The 19,430-nt window shown below is 52.4% G+C and carries 10 protein-coding genes, 1 tRNA gene and 1 rRNA gene (1 of these 12 only partly in view); 7 read left to right on the top strand and 5 right to left on the bottom strand.

What is annotated here, in order from left to right; genetic code table 11:
• Positions 1-24 precede the first annotated feature (24 nt).
• Positions 25-1,128: an iron-containing alcohol dehydrogenase family protein gene (locus tag ACXMYH_RS04020; protein WP_486555580.1), complete on the top strand. Its 1,104-nt coding sequence runs from the start codon at positions 25-27 to the stop codon at positions 1,126-1,128.
• A gap of 116 nt (positions 1,129-1,244) precedes the next feature.
• The gene (locus ACXMYH_RS04015; protein WP_486555579.1) at positions 1,245-1,940 is read left to right on the top strand and encodes an aspartate/glutamate racemase family protein; all 696 of its coding nucleotides are present in this window, start codon (positions 1,245-1,247) and stop codon (positions 1,938-1,940) included.
• 293 nt (positions 1,941-2,233) lie between these two features.
• Here ACXMYH_RS04015 and ACXMYH_RS04010 read toward each other — a convergent pair whose 3' ends face one another.
• From ACXMYH_RS04010 to ACXMYH_RS04000, 3 genes are read right to left on the bottom strand one after another with little or no spacing between them, the layout of a single operon-like run.
• Entirely contained in the window at positions 2,234-4,135 is a 1,902-nt protein-coding gene (locus tag ACXMYH_RS04010) for a sensor histidine kinase (RefSeq protein WP_486555578.1), read from the bottom strand.
• Between the two features lies 1 nt (position 4,136).
• Positions 4,137-6,170 carry a hypothetical protein gene (locus ACXMYH_RS04005; RefSeq protein ID WP_486555577.1) on the bottom strand — a complete coding sequence of 678 codons (2,034 nt, stop codon included), beginning with the start codon at positions 6,168-6,170 and terminating at the stop codon, positions 4,137-4,139.
• Positions 6,167-6,895, bottom strand: a complete 729-nt coding sequence (locus ACXMYH_RS04000; RefSeq protein ID WP_486555576.1) for a LytR/AlgR family response regulator transcription factor — start codon at positions 6,893-6,895, stop codon at positions 6,167-6,169. The genes ACXMYH_RS04005 and ACXMYH_RS04000 overlap by 4 nt, the downstream gene beginning before the upstream one ends.
• A gap of 342 nt (positions 6,896-7,237) precedes the next feature.
• On the opposite strand from ACXMYH_RS04000, the gene ACXMYH_RS03995 reads away from it, so the two are divergent.
• From ACXMYH_RS03995 to ACXMYH_RS03975, 5 genes are all read left to right on the top strand, one after another.
• Positions 7,238-7,627: a hypothetical protein gene (locus ACXMYH_RS03995; RefSeq protein WP_349172966.1), complete on the top strand. Its 390-nt coding sequence runs from the start codon at positions 7,238-7,240 to the stop codon at positions 7,625-7,627.
• Positions 7,602-7,976: a hypothetical protein gene (locus tag ACXMYH_RS03990; RefSeq protein ID WP_486555575.1), complete on the top strand. Its 375-nt coding sequence runs from the start codon at positions 7,602-7,604 to the stop codon at positions 7,974-7,976. The genes ACXMYH_RS03995 and ACXMYH_RS03990 overlap by 26 nt, the downstream gene beginning before the upstream one ends.
• Before the next feature lies 1 nt (position 7,977).
• Positions 7,978-16,374, top strand: a complete 8,397-nt coding sequence (locus tag ACXMYH_RS03985) for an S-layer homology domain-containing protein (protein ID WP_486555574.1) — start codon at positions 7,978-7,980, stop codon at positions 16,372-16,374.
• A gap of 301 nt (positions 16,375-16,675) precedes the next feature.
• Positions 16,676-16,996 carry a hypothetical protein gene (locus tag ACXMYH_RS03980; protein ID WP_346011310.1) on the top strand — a complete coding sequence of 107 codons (321 nt, stop codon included), beginning with the start codon at positions 16,676-16,678 and terminating at the stop codon, positions 16,994-16,996.
• A gap of 26 nt (positions 16,997-17,022) precedes the next feature.
• Entirely contained in the window at positions 17,023-17,142 is a 120-nt protein-coding gene (locus tag ACXMYH_RS03975) for a DUF4368 domain-containing protein (RefSeq protein WP_486555573.1), read from the top strand.
• Between the two features lie 379 nt (positions 17,143-17,521).
• Here the strand turns inward: ACXMYH_RS03975 and ACXMYH_RS03970 are convergent.
• Together ACXMYH_RS03970 and ACXMYH_RS03965 are read right to left on the bottom strand one after the other, a co-directional pair.
• Positions 17,522-17,593: transfer RNA gene (locus ACXMYH_RS03970), tRNA-Gly, on the bottom strand.
• A gap of 65 nt (positions 17,594-17,658) precedes the next feature.
• A 23S ribosomal RNA gene (locus ACXMYH_RS03965) occupies positions 17,659-19,430 on the bottom strand; it runs 1,116 nt beyond the window's last position.

The following is a 19,430-nucleotide window of genomic DNA, read 5'->3' as shown; positions in this document are numbered from 1 at the left end:
TCACAACAAGAAAGGCAGAAGCAAATGAGTTACAGTGTATATCTTCCTAATTACTCCATCGGTGAAAATTGTTACAAGGAACTTCCATACGTCGCAAGAAACTATGGAAAAAAGGCAGTCGTGATCGGCGGTAAAACAGCCATGGAAAAAGCAAAAGATGCGCTCCTGGAAGGCATCAAGGGCTCCGATCTTGAGATCACGGATTTCATCTGGTACGGCGGTGATTCCAGCTACGAGAACGGCAATGCATTGATCGCGAATCCGGCTGTCCGCAACGCAGATATCATCTTTGGTGTCGGTGGAGGAAGAGCCTGCGACACCGCAAAATATGTAGCAAACGAACTTGACAAACCACTATTTACTTTCCCGACCGTTGCCAGCAACTGCGCGGCCGTGACTGCCATCTGTGTCATCTACAATGCCAACGGCACCTTCCGGGAATATTATTATCCGAAGCTTGCTGATCATACCTTCATCAATACCGCTGTTATTGCGGATTCTCCTTACGACCTCCTCTGGGCCGGAATCGGCGACGCACTCTCCAAAGAATGTGAGGCTGTTTTTTCCAGCAAAGGTAAGCACTTAAGCCATACTCCGTTAATGGGTGTCCAGCTCAGTAAAGTCTGCACACAACCGCTCCTGGATTATGGAAAAGAGGCACTCGCATCCTTAAAAGCGCACAAAGTCAGCGATGCCCTCATACAGGTCACTTTGGATATCATCGTCTCCACCGGTATCGTTTCCAATATGACGACTCATATTCCGGATTATTACTACAATTCCTCCCTCGCGCACTGTGTCTATAACGGCTCCACGATCACGCGTCATGGTCACGAACACCTGCACGGCGAAGTCGTATCCCTCGGTGTTCTCTGCCTGCTCACCTATGAAGGCGCGAACGCTCTCCGTGATACGATCATGAAATTCAATGCCAGTATCGGTCTTCCGGTATGCTTCGATGATATCGATATCACTGAAGATGAATTTGATCTCATGGCAGATAGAATTCTCACTTCCACCGAATGGCAGTACCGCCCGCAAGATGTGACCCGTGAGAAATTTATTGCATGCATGAAAGAACAGAATAAGATCGGACAGGAATTTAAAAAACAGACTATGCTCTTATAAATGTACCGTGGAATATCTACATGCCATTCCGTCAGGAAAGTCATTAGAAGCTTTGCACAAGGCATTCATGAAGACGAACATATTTGCAGACTTTCCTAAACTCAGAGGTAAAATTAATGAAAAAGTTAGGATTAATTGGTGGAATAGGGCCAGAATCCACCATTGAATATTATCGCAGCATAGAATATGGCGTACAGAAAAAAAGTGGTCAAAATTTCTTTCCCAATATCACCATAGAAAGTCTTAATGTATTCGACGTACTCAATTTATGCAAAAAGCAGGATTATGATGGGTTGACAGATTATCTTCTCAACGGTATCAATCAACTTTCTGCAGCAGGAGTACAATACGCTGCTCTAACCGGAATTACAACACATATTGTTTTTGATGCATTATCGAAAGTATCTCCTGTACCGCTTGTTAGTATGGTAGATACCGCAAGTGAATTTGCCAAAGCACACAGATACAGAAAAGTTTGCCTGTTAGGAACTCTTCCAACCATGAACGGAACCTTTTTTCAGCAATCTTTCGAATCTAAAGGGATCGAAGTCATTACACCGGATGCGGCAGAGAAAGAGTATATTGGTAGAAAAATTGAAACAGAACTGGAACTTGGAAAAGTTGTATCTGATACTCAAAACAACTTTCGAACAATTGCAGAACGAATCATTCAAGATGAGAACGTTGACACAATCATACTTGGATGCACAGAACTCCCATTGATTTTCAAAGGAATTGATTTATCAGTTCCATTCCTTAATGTGATGCAAGTTCACATTGATTCACTCATTGATTTAATTATGTCGGAATAAATACTTTCACCTATACCGCTGTTATTGTGGATTCGCCTTACGACCTCTTCGCGCGAGTGCGCATCTTTGGCACGTCAATGCCTTTTAATGTAACAGGGAATTCTTCGGAATTTCCTGTTACATTAAAAATAGGCTTCGCCTATTCAACTCATTACAATCACCAGTGCGTTTCCCTCGAAGAAATGTACGAAAATGCAATGTCCAAGTTTCGCGAAAAGCGGGCTTTTTCAATTCAAGAAAGCGCCACAAGCGGTCTTTCCTATGTTATCTGAATGCGCCTCAAAAAACAGTTTTTACATCTGTATTGTAATTCCAGCAAGAAAGGATTCCTCACCGGGAACAAGATCGAGATCACCGCCATGGCTTTCAATGATTTTTCGGACAGAGGAAAGCCCGATTCCATGATCAGCAGATGTACCCTTTCGGGAGAGGAATGTTTTTCCCTCCTGCAAGGCCAGACCGTCGTAAGTGTTTTCAATCTTCAAAAAGTACATATTGCCTCTGGTTTCGCCTGCAATGAAAACGCGGCGCACCCCTTGCTTTTGGCGACTGCACGCCTCAACGGCATTGTCCAAAAGATTGCCCAGCACCGTACACAGTTCCACATCGGTAAGAGGCATCTGATCGGGAAGATCGAGCCGCACCTGAAATTCTGTCCCTTGTGTCTGCGCCATGCCGTAGTAGTATTCAATCAGTGCATTTACGACGGGATTTTTGCAGAACGCAACATGGGAGTGGCCCGATGATGCCGCAACCTGTTCCTCTACCTGTAACAGGAAGGAGCAGATCTCCGTCTGTCCATGTTCAGAGGCCATGCGGTCTATGGTGCGCAGATGGTGTTTGATGTCGTGGATCAGCCTTCTGTTTTCTTCCGCTGCCTCTGAAACCTGACGGCTGTATTCGGTCTGCATAGAAAGCTGACGGATGACCTGCTTGCGTTCTTCCTGAAAAATCAGGCTGTTTCCATAACCCTCTACCATATCGCGCCAGAGGGAATAACCGATGGCGGCTGCTATGAAAAAGCTGCCCCATTCCAAAAACCAACCGCCGATAACCGGCTCATAAACCGGCAGAAGGCGATCCCATATAAAGGCGCAGGTTGCGGCTGCCGCAGCATAGAAGATCGGCCTGCTCCGTTTTTCTCCTCTGTGAATGGCAAGCACAGCGATGATAATCAGATAGAGCGCAGATGCCGCCTTATAACAAAAGACCGATGCAGAGAAGAAACGAATAGCTCCAAGGGAGAGATGGGAAGCCATCATGCCATACAAAAACGCATATACCAGGAAGGCAGCACCCACTCCATTACTGATGGCCGCAGGCAGGAAGCCCGGCCTGCATATCCGGTTTTGAAGAACTACGATCAGCCAGGTAACCAGATAGATACAGAACAGTTCAATCGTGTACCAGGGGAATATGGGAACCGCAGCCAGCATATGAAGCACAGGATAGGATGACAGGCCGCACATGGCAAGGCAGATCAGTCCGAACAGGAATGTATTTTTCTGTTTCATCCGGCGGCTGAAATAAAAGGACAGCAGCGCACAGACAAAGGTAACTGTACAGCCAAACAGGCAGAATGCAAACCGGATTCCTCTGGTTGTATTGACCGCCAGCATCGTTCCGAAAGCAGGCGGATAAACAATCCCTCCGTAAAAGTGGTCATAGTTGCTGACCGCTATGGTGAGTGTGACCGGTTTTCCGCCATGAAAAGTGACCATGCGGTTTTGAACCAATGGTGTCCCCTGTGCAGGTTCCCCCATTTGCAGGATCAGGTCATGATCCAGATAAAGGTTGTAAGCAGAAAACACTTCCGGGATTTCCAGCGCATATGTTTCCTTCCGTTCCGGCAGGAAGAATGTCATCTTGTAAGTCCCGCAGCCATAGGGAGAAGGGTTTGCAGGGCTGGAGAAATTGGTCTGCTCTCCAATGGAAAGGTAGCGCATATAATGGCTTTCATCTTGTATTTCTTCCGGGGTCAAAAGCGCGTCAGGATAAAATGCCCAGCCGGATACCAGAAAGCGCACCGGTGACTTTTGAAGTTCTTCCTCAGAAAGCGCCAGAATCCCATTTGCCGCTTGGGTTGTGTTCTGGCTATATTTATTATTGAACTGATACAGGCCAAGAAAAAACAGGGATGAGCACAGGCAGACCATACATAAGGCAGCATATTTTTTTACCGCAGAAGATACCATCTTATTTTCGCCTCCTCCTTAGGAAAAATTCACCGGCTGACAGAAGAACCAGACAGACCGGAATGAAAAAGAATATGGGCGACCGGCTATGCTCTGTGTCGGCGGCCTGTGCCAGGGAAGCGGTATCTTCCTTTCCCACAATGGAGTATGCCCCTGTATGGCTGATCTGAAAGGAAGCGGCTTTCGCCGTATCGTCATAGCCGGTCATGGGAACTTCCACGCCGCTTTCATCACAGAGGAACAATGTGCCGGCTGCCGGGTCATTTGGATAGGGCAGCATGACAGAAACATCCGGCAGGGAGTTGAGCACAGTTCCATTGATGGAAAACGAAAAAGAAAAACCGCCATCCGTATCCTTTTGGATGATGACTTCAATCTGATCTTCGTTTTGGATACCCTCCGGCAAGGCGTCTTTGGGTATGCTGATGGTGATTCCCTGTTTGGAAAAGACGGCTCTTTGCTCCCCTGTTTGCAGCATCATCAAAAAGCGTGTGCCGGAAATCCGGTCAGTGGTTTCATCGAAGAACTCCGAAAAATCAGGGCTTTTGGAATCCGCACTTTCCGGGGGAACGGTCATAGCGCTTTGCACCGGCTCTTTCCGGTTTTCCGAAAGCTTCCAGGCAGAATCGGGTACGGTAAGCTCTGAAGCGCCGGCAATCGTCTGCACTTCAGGGGGCTGCTGCAAAGCGGTATCTTCCTCTGTATCACCGTTTGCCTGTTCCGATGGGAAATCGTCTTTATCTATATCTATGGAATCATCGGAATCCATTCCACCGTCATTTGTTACAGGCGGTTTTGGAGGCTTTGTGGAGGGCCTGTCTGCGAAACCGTCATCCTGATCGTCGGTATCTTCAAGAGGCGGCTGAATGATGGTATCGGGTGGATTTCCGCCTGCATCCCCTCCATCCCGGTCGCCTTCATGATACCCTTCAAGGACAATTTCATCTGCGTAGGTAAAGGACAGGATGCCGGTCTGTCCGCCGTCATAATCAACCTGAAGGCGGTAACTGCTGCCCGGCATCAGCAGACGTGTGGCAATCGAGAGCATTTCCTGACCCACATAAACGCCACTTTCCAGACGGTTCCATGAACCGTTGTTTTCGGACAGCCATACGCTGATCTCATCCAGTCCCCCTGGCGGTGTGACCCAGGGAAAATAAAGGCTTCCTCTGCGAACCAGGAAGCAGTTGATGTCTGGGCTGCCCGGAGCCTGAACAGAAACAGGAATTGAAATTTCAGGGAAAGCAATTCCCTCTGCAAACGCAGTATTTGCTGGTGCGGTCAGCCTTCCTGTTGCATAGTACAGTCCCACAGTATTCAGATCAATACCGGAAAAATCCCATTCCACCACAGCGGTGTAGCTGGTTCCATTTTCCGCATAGCATTCCAGATAGTAAGGGGAAAAGGCAAACAAATTTTCCAGCGTTTCGATTTCGCTGCCCTGTTGAACCGCAAACGCATCCGTATAAGGATACCATTGCTCTATGGAGGTGATGACAGCAGGCGGCATTTCTTCCACCCGGACGGAAATCTGAAGCTCCTGCAAGACAGCTTCACCAAAGGCATACCCCTCCGGCAGTTCAATCCGGCCTGCTGCGGTATATTCGCCTGGAGTGGTCTGGTCAATGGCCGAAAAATCCCATACGACAGGAAATGTTTCCTGCCGTATTTCTTCACCTGCTGTTACAGTGGCGCAGACGGTTTGATACTGAAGAGCCAGCTGATAAATTTCCTCCAGGTCATCATCAGACGGTGTGGTTCTAAGGGGCAGGGTGAAATCTGGCAGGGAGAGCAGTTCGTCTTCATTTTGTATTTCTGTGACAAGGACGAGGGATACTTCTTCCGGTGCTTCCAGGGTTCCGCTATCCAGTGTCTCCGGAGCCTTGCTTTTTAAAACCGGCAGAATCTCCCTTCTTTCATCGGCATTGGCTGGGGTTGCAGTTTCAGCGGCAAATGCGGGGATACTGCCGGTGAAGCAGAGGAGGCAGGCCAGACAGCCCCCCAGAATACGCCTGTGTATTTCCTTTATTCTCATACGATACCCCCCATTCCAGAGAAAACATATTGACGGTAGGTTTCCCGCAGCTGTTTTCCATTGCGGAGGGCAATCGGAAGTTCCTCCCCGTTTATCAAACGGAAGGCCTGGCTGTCAACCTGGCTGATGTAATCCATGTTGATTAAAACACCCCGGTAGCAGGGCAAAAAACGCTTGTCCTTCTGCAATGCGGCAGTAACCTCCTGAAAGCCTCCGCTTACCGGTATCACGCGTTCCTCCGTATGAATCCGTGTCATACGGTTTTGATAATCTATGTATAGAATCTTCTCTGTGGGAAGTTCCAGCTTTTGACGGTCAACCATAACCGAAAGTGTCATCACTTCATAGGGCGGTTTTAGCTGGCACAGCTCCATCGCTTCTTCAAAATCTTCCTGATGGAGCGAAAGCGGCTTCAGCAGATAATAGCTGGCGGACAGGCTGTACCCCATACGGGCATAATCTTCTGTAATGGTCAGAAAAACGAGCTTACAAAGCCTGTTTTTCTGGCGCAGCCTTCTGGCGGCCTCCATTCCATCCATGTTCTCCATATAGATGTCCATAAAGACAAGTTGAAAATTGACCTGGGCGGCAGCTTTCAGAAAATTCTCTCCGTCCTCAAATTCTGTCAGCGTATAGTCCAGCTGATGCTTTTTCATATAATTTTCCAGGCAGACAGACAGTTCTTCTCTGTCCTCTGCTCTGTCATCCACAATCGCAATCTGCATCGTGCCATCTCCTTTGCACAATAATCCAATATTAGTATAACATAAAACCGCAGGAAAAAACTTGCGTCTTAAACAGGAAACCTGCGTCTTAAACAAAGTCGGTTGCATTTCTCTTGACAAGATGCTACTCTAATTATACTACCAGACTTTCCGATGAGAAGGTCTGGTTTTTTTATGTGACAGGAAATTCCGAAGAATTCCCTGTCACATAAAAAAGGCACTAACGTGCCAAAGATGCGCACTTGCGCGAAGATGTAGATTGTCGCAAGCGACCGCGCAAGGCGCGAGAATGTGCCAAGGCACATTCTTTCTTGTTTTTCTTTTCAGGAAAGGAGGCTCAGCATGAAAATCGCACTTTGTACGGAGCTGAGAAATGTGGAATGGTTTGAAAGCAGGCTGCGCTCCCTTTTTGATGGGGATGGACAGCTTGCGATTGACGAATTGTGGAATGAGAACCAGCTTGCCCAGGCACTCCGGCGAAGCCGGTACCATGCGGTTGTCATCGCCATGACCGGGGCAAGGGGATTGGAGGCTGCCATTCAGGCAAAGCAGCTGGCACCGGAAACACCGCTTGTCTGGTGGAGCGATGATAAAAACTTCGCCCTGATCGCGTATCACCTGCGTATCCCTGTGTTTCTTCCGGCAGACTGCTCCGATCAGGAGCTATATGAGGCAATAAAACCCATCATGAAATGGAGGTGCGAAAATGCGAATTGCGCTATGCAGTTATAGCCAGAAAGAAAAAGAAACCGCTTTGCTGATGAAGCTGGGCAAAGTAGACCGCTTTGATAACGGCGTGTTTTGTACCTATGCCATGCAGCGGGATGGGCCTTATGATGCTGTGGTGGTCATGGAGGACGGAGCCAGGGGGATGAATTTCTGTATGAGCATACGAGGGTACAGCAGGGATGTCCCTCTCCTGTGGATCAGCGACCAGGCAGAGTTTGAACCCCAAAGCCGCAGGATGCAGGCGGACACCTTTTTGGTAAAGCCTGTGACGGAATATCAGCTGCGGGAGGCGGTATCCCAGCTGCTTCAGAAAACAACGAGAAGGAACGAACAACCTGAGGAGGATGAATAAAATGATGTGGAAATGGAAACGGCCGGCCGCATTTTTACTGGCGGCGGCAATGATTTTTACGATGCCGGGAGTTCCGGCATCTGCAGTGGAAGCGGGTGCGTCCGCCGTCCATACGGGGTTGTGCGAGCATCACCCGGAACATACAGAGGACTGCGGATATACGGAGGGAACCAAAGGGGCAACCTGTGAACACGAGCATACTGAGGATTGCTACACCCTTGTGAAGAAGTGTATCCATGAGCATGACGAAAGCTGTTACCCTGTTTTGGAAGGCAGCGTATCAGAAAATACGGCGACCCCATCTGAAGCAGAGAAGGCCCAGCCGACCGCGTGTACCCATGAATGCAGTGAGGAAAGCGGCTGTATCACAAAAGAATTAAGCTGCCCTCATGAGCGCGGCGGGCATGACGGTACCTGCGGTTACATCCCGGCCACAGAGGGGTATACCTGTAAGCAGTGCAATTCCAAGGACAGTGGGCTTGTTCCCGGTGTGTCCGGGAATGCTCCGAGGGAGTGCATCTGCGAGACCCACTGTGAGCAAGAGGCGGTCAATTCAGACTGTCCGGTCTGCTCTGCGGAAGATGCGGATCTGACAGCCTGCAAAGGCACAGCGGAAGCCGCCTGCATCTGTGAGAAATTATGCGGCGCTGATGCTGTGAACCCTGACTGCACCGTCTGCTCTGCTAAGGGTGCAGACCTCTCCGCCTGCCTTGGAAAAGAGGAGGCGGCGCTGGCTGCGTTTGCGCTGCCGCAGGCCAATCATACCCACTGCGTTTGCGGCGGGAATGGAGATGTCAACGGACACGAACATGATACTGCTGTAACATGGACAACTGCCGATTCCCTGCCTGATTCTGCTGGTAAATATTATCTGACGAAGTCTGTGTCGGGGAGCTGGACTGTGCCAACGGGTGAGGTCAACCTCTGCCTAAATGGGCAGACGATTTCCGGCAGTATCACGGTCGGTAGCGGCGCGACGCTGACGCTGACTGACTGCTCCGGCAATGGAAAGGTTCAAGGCGAAGTGACCGTCAACGGCGGCAAATTTGAACTGTACAGCGGCACGATCACCGGCGGCGTGCAGGTCGGTATAAAGGGCGGCACCTATCAGACCGGCTCGTCCTTTACCATGTATGGTGGAGAGATTACCGGTAATAAAGCAGACAGCGGCTCCGGCGGCGGTGTGTTCCTTGTCGGCACGACGAATCAGACCGACCCGCCAAGATTCACCATGCATGGCGGAACCATTTCCGATAACACTGCGGGTGCGTCTGACGGCGGTGGCGGCGGCGTATATGTGGGTGAGAAGTGCAGCTTCACCATGGACGGCGGCACCATCACCGGCAACACAGCCACCAAGGGCAACGGCGGCGGCATCTATATCCACTTTAACGCCGGCCGTGTTTCGATCTCCAACGCCACGATCACCGGCAACAAGGCGTCCGCCACGGGGAATACAAGTTATGGCCACGGGGGCGGCATTTATTCGGAGAGAGGGGTAACCGTCGAGAATGTGACGATCACCGGAAACAACAGTACCTTTGAGGGCGGCGGCATCTATGGAAAGGGCGCTATTACCCTCACCGATGCTACCGTTACCGACAACTCTCAATATGACGTTTACTACGACGGAAGGGAAAGCAACACTCCTGAGCTCACTATTTCCGGCTCGGTGAAGGCCGGTTATTACGCCAATGAAGCTTGGAAGCTGCCCATTCTTGTATCAGGCGCATTGAGAGAGGATTCGGTCATCCGTGTGGGCGTGCGTGAAGGCATAAATCTTGGGGCCATCGCCGAACCGGCAAGCGGCGTGACGCTCAGCGCCGAGAACTTCAAGGCGGACGCCGCCGGCTGCGTGACCAGCCTGGGCGATGACGGCAAGGTCTATCTTGTGCCCTGCACGCACGAGATGGACGATACCGGCTACACCTGCAAGAAGTGCCATACGCAATTCGACGCGCGCGTGGGCGATAGCGCCTATTATCAGACGCTGACGAAGGCGTTTGATGCAGCCAGAGGCAACACCGTGACGCTGCTGCGGGATGTGACGCTCGCAGGAAATTGCTCTTCTTCTTACACCTACTCAGCGACGCTGGATCTGAATGGCAAAACTGTCAGCAGCGAGCGTTATTACATTAGTGTCGGAGGCGGGAACAATCCCAGGACTCTGACGGTCATGAATTCCGGAACAGGCGGCGGAACGCAGGCGCTCGATGTCACGTTTTACGTTTCCTCCAACGGAACGCTGGCGGTTGACGACTCCTACACCGGCGAGATTTCGCGCGTGGAGCTGCAGGCCGGCGGCGCATTGGAGCGCTTTGGCGGCGAAATCGGCGAGTTGGTTTTAAGAGATGCTGCGATTGGCTCCACAAGTACGGGCTACGGCCTGAAGCTGTGGAATGGCAATACAAACGCCTGCACCATCGGCAAGTTCACGGATAACATGACGAGCAAGAGCCTCACCGTTAAAGACCTGCTGGGAACCGACTACGCAAAGTGCGAGCTGCACGGCGAAAAGGGCGGTACATGGAGCAGCGTTGATAAGAGCACCAAAATTGCAGAGTTGACCGGCTATACAGCGTACAAGGTACAGTTCCCGGAGTGCGTCCATCAGTGCGCCGATGACAGCAACCCCGTATGCTCTGTGTGCAACAAGAAACTGTACACGAAAATTACCGCCCAGAGCACCGACGGCACGACCAAGACTGCCTACTTCACGGCAGACAGTGCGCTGGAACACGGCTATGTAGAGGCCATCCAGACCTTGAACGGCTGGAGCAATGAGGGCTGCACCGAGCCGACGCTGACCCTGCTGCGGAATATGGATGTTTACAACACCTCCATGCCGCTGACCGGCACACTGACGCTGGAGGGCGGAACGCACACCGCCAAGAATGTGACGGTCGCCAAGGGGGCGGACGTGACCTTTGCCAGCGGCAGCTATCAAGGTGCGACCATCGACGGCACGGCGACGGTGAAGGAGGGCGTCACATTTACCGACGCCTCCGTCGAGGTGAACGGTACGCTGAACGCCAAGGGCGGTACCTTCACTGGTAATGTCAAATTCAACGGCAGCAGCATCGCGAACATCAGCGGCGGCAGCTTTAATAATGAAAAGAAATATGGCGGCGTTACGTTTGACTACAATGTCACGGGGACGATCACCGGCGGCACGTTTACCTTCGCGGATTTTTACACCACCAAAGTCAAGCTCTCCGGCGGCACATTTACGATGATCAAAACCAACGGCGACCGCAAACTCGCCGACCTGCTGGCGGAGGGCGCGGCGTATTACGGAGCAAGTGATAATCAGGCTGTGACCAATGATAGCGTGAATACGCTGGAAAATGTCAAGGTCGTGTCGCATACGCACAACGGCGGCGCGGACAGCAAGGGCATTTGCAGCATCTGCGGCAAGCAGATGACGGCGTCGCTGACCGTCGGCGGCAAGACGAGCTGGTACGTGGCCTTTGCCACTGCCATCGAGGCGGCGAACGCGGCGGACGGTGCAAAGACCATCACGCTGTATCAGAATGTGGATGACACTGTCTACGGGAAGCGGACCGCCTATGAGCTGACCCGCGGGCCGGTGACGCTGGCGACCGGCGGGAAAAGGGTCGATGGTGTGGACCTCATCGCCAAGGGCATTTCTCTGACGGTCACGGGCAGCAACGGAAGCTTCTATGTGACGGTGGACGGCAAAGACGCGGAATTGACCGTCAACGACAAGGATACGAAGCTCGCCATTGTCACGGCGCAGAACGGCGGAAAGCTTTCGCTGAGCAACGGCACCTTCAGCCGTGTGGCTGTAAAGGACGACGGCAGCAGCGCCAGCCTCAGCGGCGGCAGCTACGGCGAGATCACGAGCGATGCCGGCTATGTCAAGCCCTACGCGCTGCTGGCGAAGGGGTACGCTTACAAAAAAACAAAGGATAACCAATGGCTCCCCAACGCCAATTCAATCCCGTCAGAAGTCACCGTTGAAAAAGCCCCCTTCGCGGTCGAAAAGATCTATCCGGATAACGATACGAACTACACCGGAAACTCGGCGTTTGCGACGGACGGCAATATCACGCTGACTGCGGTAATCGCGCCCGAAACGGAGGGCGTCACCTACTACTACTGGTGGGAGCTGTTTGACGAATCAGAGAACGACTGGACCATGAAATTCAGCAATGTTAATACTGCGACGCATACCGGCGGGCAGAGCAAGACGCTCACGATTTCCGGGCTGCCCGTAGACAAGAGCTATCAGTACCACATTTTCGTCCAGTGCAGCAATGGCTATAATTGCTACAGCGAGCCGTTCACCGTGACCCGGCATCAGCATAGCTGGACGTACACGGCAAGCGGCGCGACCATCACCGCAAGCTGCACAGACACGACTTGCACCAGCCCGAACGGCGGCAGCGTGACCATCAAGGCCCCCGCCGAGCTGACCTACAGCGGGGAAGGCAAACCCGCCACGGTGGCTGCAAGCAGCGATTGGCAGGGTCCGGCGGCGAGTGGGGTCACCATCAGCTACACAAAGATGGGCATGTATGGTCCAGGGGCATTGGAAAACGGCGCGCTCCCCACCAACGCGGGCGAGTACACCGCCAGCATCAAGGTGGGCGAGGCGACCGCCAGCGTGACCTATACCATTGGCAAAGCTACCCCCAAGGCGGAGGACTTCACCTTCACCGCCCCGACAAGCCTGACCTATGACGGCAATGTCAAGAGCGCGACGGTTTCTCCCGCAAAGGCCGGTACGGTCGATGTCATCGTAAAATACTACGATAAAGACGGTAAGGAAGCCACACCTCAGAACGCGGGCGAATACACCGTCAAGATCGATGTAGCCGAGAGCACGAACTATGCTGCGGCCAACGGCCTGATGGCGGATGGCTGGAAGTTTAGCATCACCAAGGCGGCCGCGCCCACGATGCAGCCCATAGAGCTGACCGTTATCAACGGGCTGGCAAAGACTTACTTGGTCAATCTTCCCGCGCTGCCGATGCTGGGCGATAATTGTAAGTACGGCTCCATCAAATATGAGGCCTGCAACTTCGATCTGATTGGAGAGGGCGGCTACGCAAATTCGACGGCAATGATCACATCAAACGATGAGTTCCAGTTGACTGTCCCGGCTGTCGAATCTCAGACCGAAGGTTCCGTCGGAACCGTAGGCGTCAAGATCACCACGGACAACTATCAGGACATGCTCCTGACCGTTGAAGTCATCGCGAAGAACAAGATCGTTCCCGTGCTGGACGGCGAGATCACCGCAACGCCAATCACCTTTGGCCAGATCCTGCGCGTCAGCACCATTACTGGCACGATGAAAGACGACGGCAAGACGGTCGAAGGCACTTTCGAGTGGACGAATCCTAGTACCAAGCCCGACAAAGCCGGCGACTATCAGGCTGAGTGGATATTCACCCCGGCGGAGGGCTATGAGGAATACGCGACCGCGACCGGAACTGTGACCATCAAGGTGAACAAGGCTACCCCCACCTTCAACGCTCCCACGGCGCAGGAAAATCTGACCTATACCGGACAGGAGCAGGCGCTGATTACTGCGGGCAGTGTGACCAGCGGTGGCACCATGCAGTACAGCCTGACCGAGAACGGCACATACAGCCAGGACATCCCTGTCGGCACCGATGCCGGAGCATATACCGTGTGGTATCGGGTGATTGGCGATGCAAACCACAACGATACCACACCCGCCAGCGTGGCGGTCCGCATTGGGCAGAAGCCGCTGACGATCACCGGGGTAACGGCTGCGTCCAAGCTTTATGATGGCACGAAAAACGCGGGCATCACCAGCGTGACCTTCGACAACGTGATCTTGAACCGAGACACAGACTACAACGTGACCGCCAGCTTTGACGATGCCAGTGTGGGCAACGGCAAGAACGTCACTGCCACAGTGACCCTGATCGGACCGGCAGCGAAGAATTACGCCCTGGAGCAGAGCAGCTTCACCACGACTGGCAACATCACCAAGGCCGCTGCGCCTGACTTCACCAAGGCAACCGCGCTCGTCATCGTAAACGGCCACGAAAAGACCTACACCGTGACGCTCCCCGCCCTGCCCACGCTGGAAACGCCCAAAGAGTACGGTGCGCTCACCTATGAGATCGTCGAAATCAAACTAAATGACGGCTACTACACCGGCGGCGCGAAGGTGGAAAACGGCAAGCTGACCCTGCCCATTCAGAAAAATGACGTGGAAACCACCGGCTCTGTGGGTACTGCGACCGTAGTGATCAAGAGCGCAAACTATGAGGACATCACGCTGACCGTCAATGTCAATGCCACCAACAAGCTTGTCCCCACTGTTACGGCACCTACGGCAAACGCCCTGACCTACAACGGTGCAGAACAGGCGCTGGTTACAGCAGGCAAGACCACTGGCGGCACGATGCTCTACCGGCTTGACGGTTCTGAGTGGAGCGAACAGATCCCCACAGCGAAAAACGCTGGGGAATACACTGTTTGGTATAAGGTTCAGGGAAACGCAGAGTACGCAGATGTGGCAGAACAGAACGTGACTGTGACCGTAGCGAAAAAGTCAGTTACCGTTACGGCGCTTGATAAGAGCGCCTACACCGGCAGCACCGCGCCCGATCTGAGCAGCCCGGAAGCAGATAAGGACTACAAGGTGGAGGGGCTGGTTGGTGCAGATACCCTGAGCGGCACGGTAACACTGGACTACGCACAGACGCCGGATATGAGCAAAACCGGAAAAACCGCGATCAACATCACTGGTACGCTGTCAAATGACAACTATGAGATCACCTATATTTCTGGAACGTTGACCGTTTCCAAGCAATCTTCCAGCGACGGCGGTTCCTCCTCTGGTGGTTCGGGCAGCGGTGGAGGTTCCTCCTCCGGCGATTCTGACGATTCCGACAACAATGATAACACCAACCAGCCGGAGTACAAGCCTCAAGCCCCTGTAATCGGTGAAACCAAACCCATACAGCCGGATAAAAACGGCAATGCGGCAGTGGACAACAGCTCTGTCCAGTCCGCCATCGACAAGGCCAAACAGGATGCGAAAAAGAACGGCACCACAGAGAACGGGATTGCCGTTACCGTTCCCATCACCCAGGCGGCAGGCCAGACCTCTTTTAACGTGACCATCAAGGCACAGACATTGGATCTGCTGGTTAAAGAAAACGTCCGGCAGTTTACCGTAGCAACAGACCATCTGGTTTCGGTTAATATCGGGCTGGACACTCTGAAGCAGCTGGATAGCGTCTCCGCTGGTGGGGACATCATTCTCCGGGTAGATAAGGTAGATGCCCTGCGCTCCACCGAGGCCAAAGCCGCTATCGGCACAAGACCGGCCTACGATCTGTCGCTGGTGTACCTCTCCAGCGGCAAAGAAACACCGATTGCCAACTTAAATGGTCACACTATATCGGTGCGTTTGCCCTACACACCGGCAAAGGGTGAGCAGACAGGTAATCTCTATGCAGTCTATGTAGACGACGCGGGCAAGGTGGAATGGATCACCAGATCCAGCTACGATGCCAGCCTGAAAGCGGTGGTTTTTGAAACCGGCCATTTCAGCGTTTACGGCGTGGGCTACAAGAACCCTGCCCCGGCCTTTACCGACATTACCGGCCACTGGGCAGCAGATAACATCCTCTTTGCAGCCAGTCGGGGACTGCTCTCCGGCACAAGTGACACCACCTTTAGCCCGGGCACCGGTATGACCAGAGGAATGTTCGTCACCGCCCTGGGGCGGCTGGCGGGCATCAACCCGGACAGCTACAAAACCGGGAAATTCACCGATGTGAAAGCCGACGCTTACTATGCGCCCTATGTGAACTGGGCAGCACAGACCGGAATTGTGACGGGTGTTACCGCCACCACCTTTGCGCCGGATACCAACATCAACCGGGAACAGATGGCGGTGATTATGAAAAATTACGCTGCAAAGCTGGGCTATGATCTGCCCCAGACCTTAAAGGCTGTGACCTTTGCGGACAACGCAAACATCAGCAGCTGGGCGAAGGATGCGGTCAGAGCCATGCAGCAGGCAGGCATCCTGGCCGGGAAGAATGGAAATAAGTTTGACCCCAAGGGAACCGCTACCCGCGCCGAAGTCGCCACCGTACTGCGGCGGTTTGTGGAGATCGTCATTGACTCGCAGACCGCAAACGGCTGGCAGCAGAATGACAGCGGCCAGTGGAGCTATTACAGAAATGGGAAGCCGGTGAAAGGCTGGCTCTCCGACGACCAGAAGTGGTACTGGCTGGTCAAGGCTACCGGAATGATGTTTGCCGGCGGCTGGAAGCAGATTGACGGAAAGTGGTACTACTTCTACACAGATGGAACGATGGCGGTGAATACCACCATTGACGGATATACCATCGGCTCGGATGGTGCAAGAAAGTAACCTACAATAAAAAACGATTTGCCGGTATATCAGCGGACAAAGATAAACGCGGTCGGGTATCAAGAAACCCCGCCGCGTTTATTTTTTCTCTTGTTTTTCTCTGGTGTCCAGAATTTTATCATAAAATCGGCAGAATCCCCCCCATCCCTCTTAGGTGGCAGGATGAATGCCGCTATAATGATACATAGACAGATGTAAAATGGTAAGCAATTACAATTCTTTCCATTCCCTTTTGTGAAATCATGTGCTATAATTGATTCAGAACATATGTTCTGTCCCAATTAGGAAAGGAGGACCCGTTTTGTATTTGACCGTATGCCAGCAGCTAAAGCATCTGTCCAAAGATGAATTTCTCATTCTACGGGAATTATGCCGCACAGCAAAAAACCTGACCAACCAGGCCATCTACCAGATACGGCAGCATTACTTTGAACATAGCCAGTATCTCCCATATGAGAAAAACTACGCCATCTTAAAGACTTCCGAAAACTATCGGCTGCTGAATTCCAACATGGCCCAGCAGATCCTTAAGGAAGTGGACGGAGCTTTTAAGTCTTTCTTCAGCCTGTTGAAACTGGCAAAGCAGGGGAAGTATCCATTTTCATCCTTTTCTCTGGCATAGCGGATTGAGCTGCCAAAATTCCTGAATTGACTCCATGTATCTTGCATGAGTTTGTCGAGAAGATCATTGTCCATGCTGCCAGCGATCCGAAGGGCAAGAACCGCACCCAGGAAATTGACATCTACTATAAGGGCATCGCAGCGTAGACATTCGAACCGTTCGAACCCGTCAGGGCTCGAACATAGAAAAAAGAGCCATCCATCGGATGACTCTTTTTTCTATCTCTTTGAGAGCACGAGACGTCGCAGAACATCCGGGGGACGTTCGACTGCGACGACCGGAGCAGCGCGGAGACATTCGAACCGTTCGAGCCCGGCAGGGCTCGAACATAGAAAAAAGAGCCATCCATCGGATGACTCTTTCTTCTATCTCTTTGAGAGCACGAGACGTCGCAGAACGTCCGGGGGACGTTCGACTGCGACGACCGGAGCAGCGCGGAGACATTCGAACCGTTCGAGCCCGGCAGGGCTTGAACATAGAAAAAAGAGCCATCCATCGGATGACTCTTTCTTCTATCTCTTTGAGAGCACGAGACGGGATTCGAACCCGCGACCCTCGCCTTGGCAAGGCGATACTCCACCACTGAGCCACTCGTGCACACATACCTTCAAAACCACATATTGAAATCCATCTTTACCGTTTCATCAATTAACCAGACCTTCCTGGATAAGCCCTCGACCGATTAGTAACAGTCAGCTCCGTACATTACTGCACTTCCACCTCTGCCCTATCTACCTCGTCGTCTTCAAGGGGTCTTACTTCTTAACGAATGGGATATCTCATCTTGAGGGGGGCTTCACGCTTAGATGCCTTCAGCGTTTATCCCTGCCAGACTTGGCTACCCGGCCATGAGCTTAGCAGCTCAACCGGTACACCAGCGGTCCGTCCATCCCGGTCCTCTCGTACTAAGGACAGCTCCTCTCAAATATCCTCCGCCTGCGCCGGATAGGGACCGAACTGTCTCACGACGTTCTGAACCCAGCTCGCGTACCGCTTTAATGGGCGAACAGCCCAACCCTTGGGACCTACTTCAGCCCCAGGATGCGATGAGCCGACATCGAGGTGCCAAACCACTCCGTCGATGTGAACTCTTGGGAGTGATAAGCCTGTTATCCCCAGGGTAGCTTTTATCCGTTGAGCGATGGCAATCCCACTTTCATACCACCGGATCACTAAGTCCTAGTTTCCTACCTGCTCGACCCGTCGGTCTCGCAGTCAAGCTCCCTTCTGCCTTTGCACTCTTCGAATGGTTTCCAACCATTCTGAGGGAACCTTTGAGCGCCTCCGATACCCTTTCGGAGGCGACCGCCCCAGTCAAACTCCCCACCTGACATTGTCCCCGATCCAGATCATGGACCATGGTTAGAAACCCAGTAACGCAAGGGTGGTATCCCAACAGCGGCTCATACGAAACCGGAGTTCCGTACTCGTAGCCTCCCACCTATCCTGTGCATGCATTACCGAATCCCAGTATCAAGCTGGAGTAAAGCTCCATGGGGTCTTTCCGTCCTGGCGCAGGTAACCAGCATCTTCACTGGTATTTCAATTTCACCGGGTGCATTGTCGAGACAGCGCTCAAATCATTACGCCTTTCGTGCGGGTCGGAACTTACCCGACAAGGAATTTCGCTACCTTAGGACCGTTATAGTTACGGCCGCCGTTTACTGGGGCTTCAATTCAAAGCTTCGATTGCTCTAACCTCTCCTCTTAACCTTCCAGCACCGGGCAGGCGTCAGCCCATATACATCACCTTACGGTTTCGCATAGACCTGTGTTTTTGCTAAACAGTTGCTTGAGCCTATTCTCTGCGGCCAGATCTCTCTGGCACCCCTTATCCCGAAGTTACGGGGTCATTTTGCCGAGTTCCTTAACAATGCTTCTCCCGCCGGCCTTAGGATTCTCTCCTCATCCACCTGTGTCGGTTTACGGTACGGGCACATGATACACAATAGCGGCTTTTCTCGGCAGCTGGAATCGGATGCTTCCCTACTTTAGTTCGGTCCGCGTCACGTCTTTGGCTTATCAGGCGGATTTGCCTGCCTGACACCTCCTACGCTTGCCCGGGGTTCTGTTCCCCGGTCATCTTATCCCTCTGCGTCCCCACAGTTCTGATATCATGTGGTACAGGAATCTAAACCTGTTGTCCATCAGCTACGCTTCTCAGCCTTGCCTTAGGCCCCGACTTACCCAGGGCAGATCAGCTTTACCCTGGAAACCTTAGATATTCGGCCTGGAGGATTCCCACCTCCATCTCGCTACTCATTCCGGCATTCTCTCTTCTTAAAAGTCCACAGCTCCTTATCGGTACTGCTTCGCCCCTTTAAGAATGCTCCTCTACCAATGTATAAATACATTCCTGAGCTTCGGTGTTGTGTTTCAGCCCCGGACATTTTCGGCGCAGGACCTCTCGACTAGTGAGCTATTACGCACTCTT

It is taken from the genome of Pilosibacter sp. NGB245 (assembly GCF_057397225.1).
The sequence above is the reverse complement of the archived record's forward strand: the minus strand, read 5'-3'. Positions and strand labels throughout refer to the sequence as shown.

What these genes read in the sequence shown, in the direction of transcription:
- ACXMYH_RS04020 (WP_486555580.1), top strand. Translation starts at nt 25, where the DNA reads ATGAGTTACAGTGTATATCTTCCTAATTACTCCATCGGTGAAAATTGT.
- ACXMYH_RS04010 (WP_486555578.1), bottom strand. Translation starts at nt 4,135, where the DNA reads ATGGTATCTTCTGCGGTAAAAAAATATGCTGCCTTATGTATGGTCTGC.
- ACXMYH_RS03985 (WP_486555574.1), top strand. Translation starts at nt 7,978, where the DNA reads ATGATGTGGAAATGGAAACGGCCGGCCGCATTTTTACTGGCGGCGGCA.
- ACXMYH_RS03990 (WP_486555575.1), top strand. Translation starts at nt 7,602, where the DNA reads ATGCGAATTGCGCTATGCAGTTATAGCCAGAAAGAAAAAGAAACCGCT.
- ACXMYH_RS03995 (WP_349172966.1), top strand. Translation starts at nt 7,238, where the DNA reads ATGAAAATCGCACTTTGTACGGAGCTGAGAAATGTGGAATGGTTTGAA.
- ACXMYH_RS04015 (WP_486555579.1), top strand. Translation starts at nt 1,245, where the DNA reads ATGAAAAAGTTAGGATTAATTGGTGGAATAGGGCCAGAATCCACCATT.
- ACXMYH_RS04000 (WP_486555576.1), bottom strand. Translation starts at nt 6,895, where the DNA reads ATGCAGATTGCGATTGTGGATGACAGAGCAGAGGACAGAGAAGAACTG.
- ACXMYH_RS04005 (WP_486555577.1), bottom strand. Translation starts at nt 6,170, where the DNA reads ATGAGAATAAAGGAAATACACAGGCGTATTCTGGGGGGCTGTCTGGCC.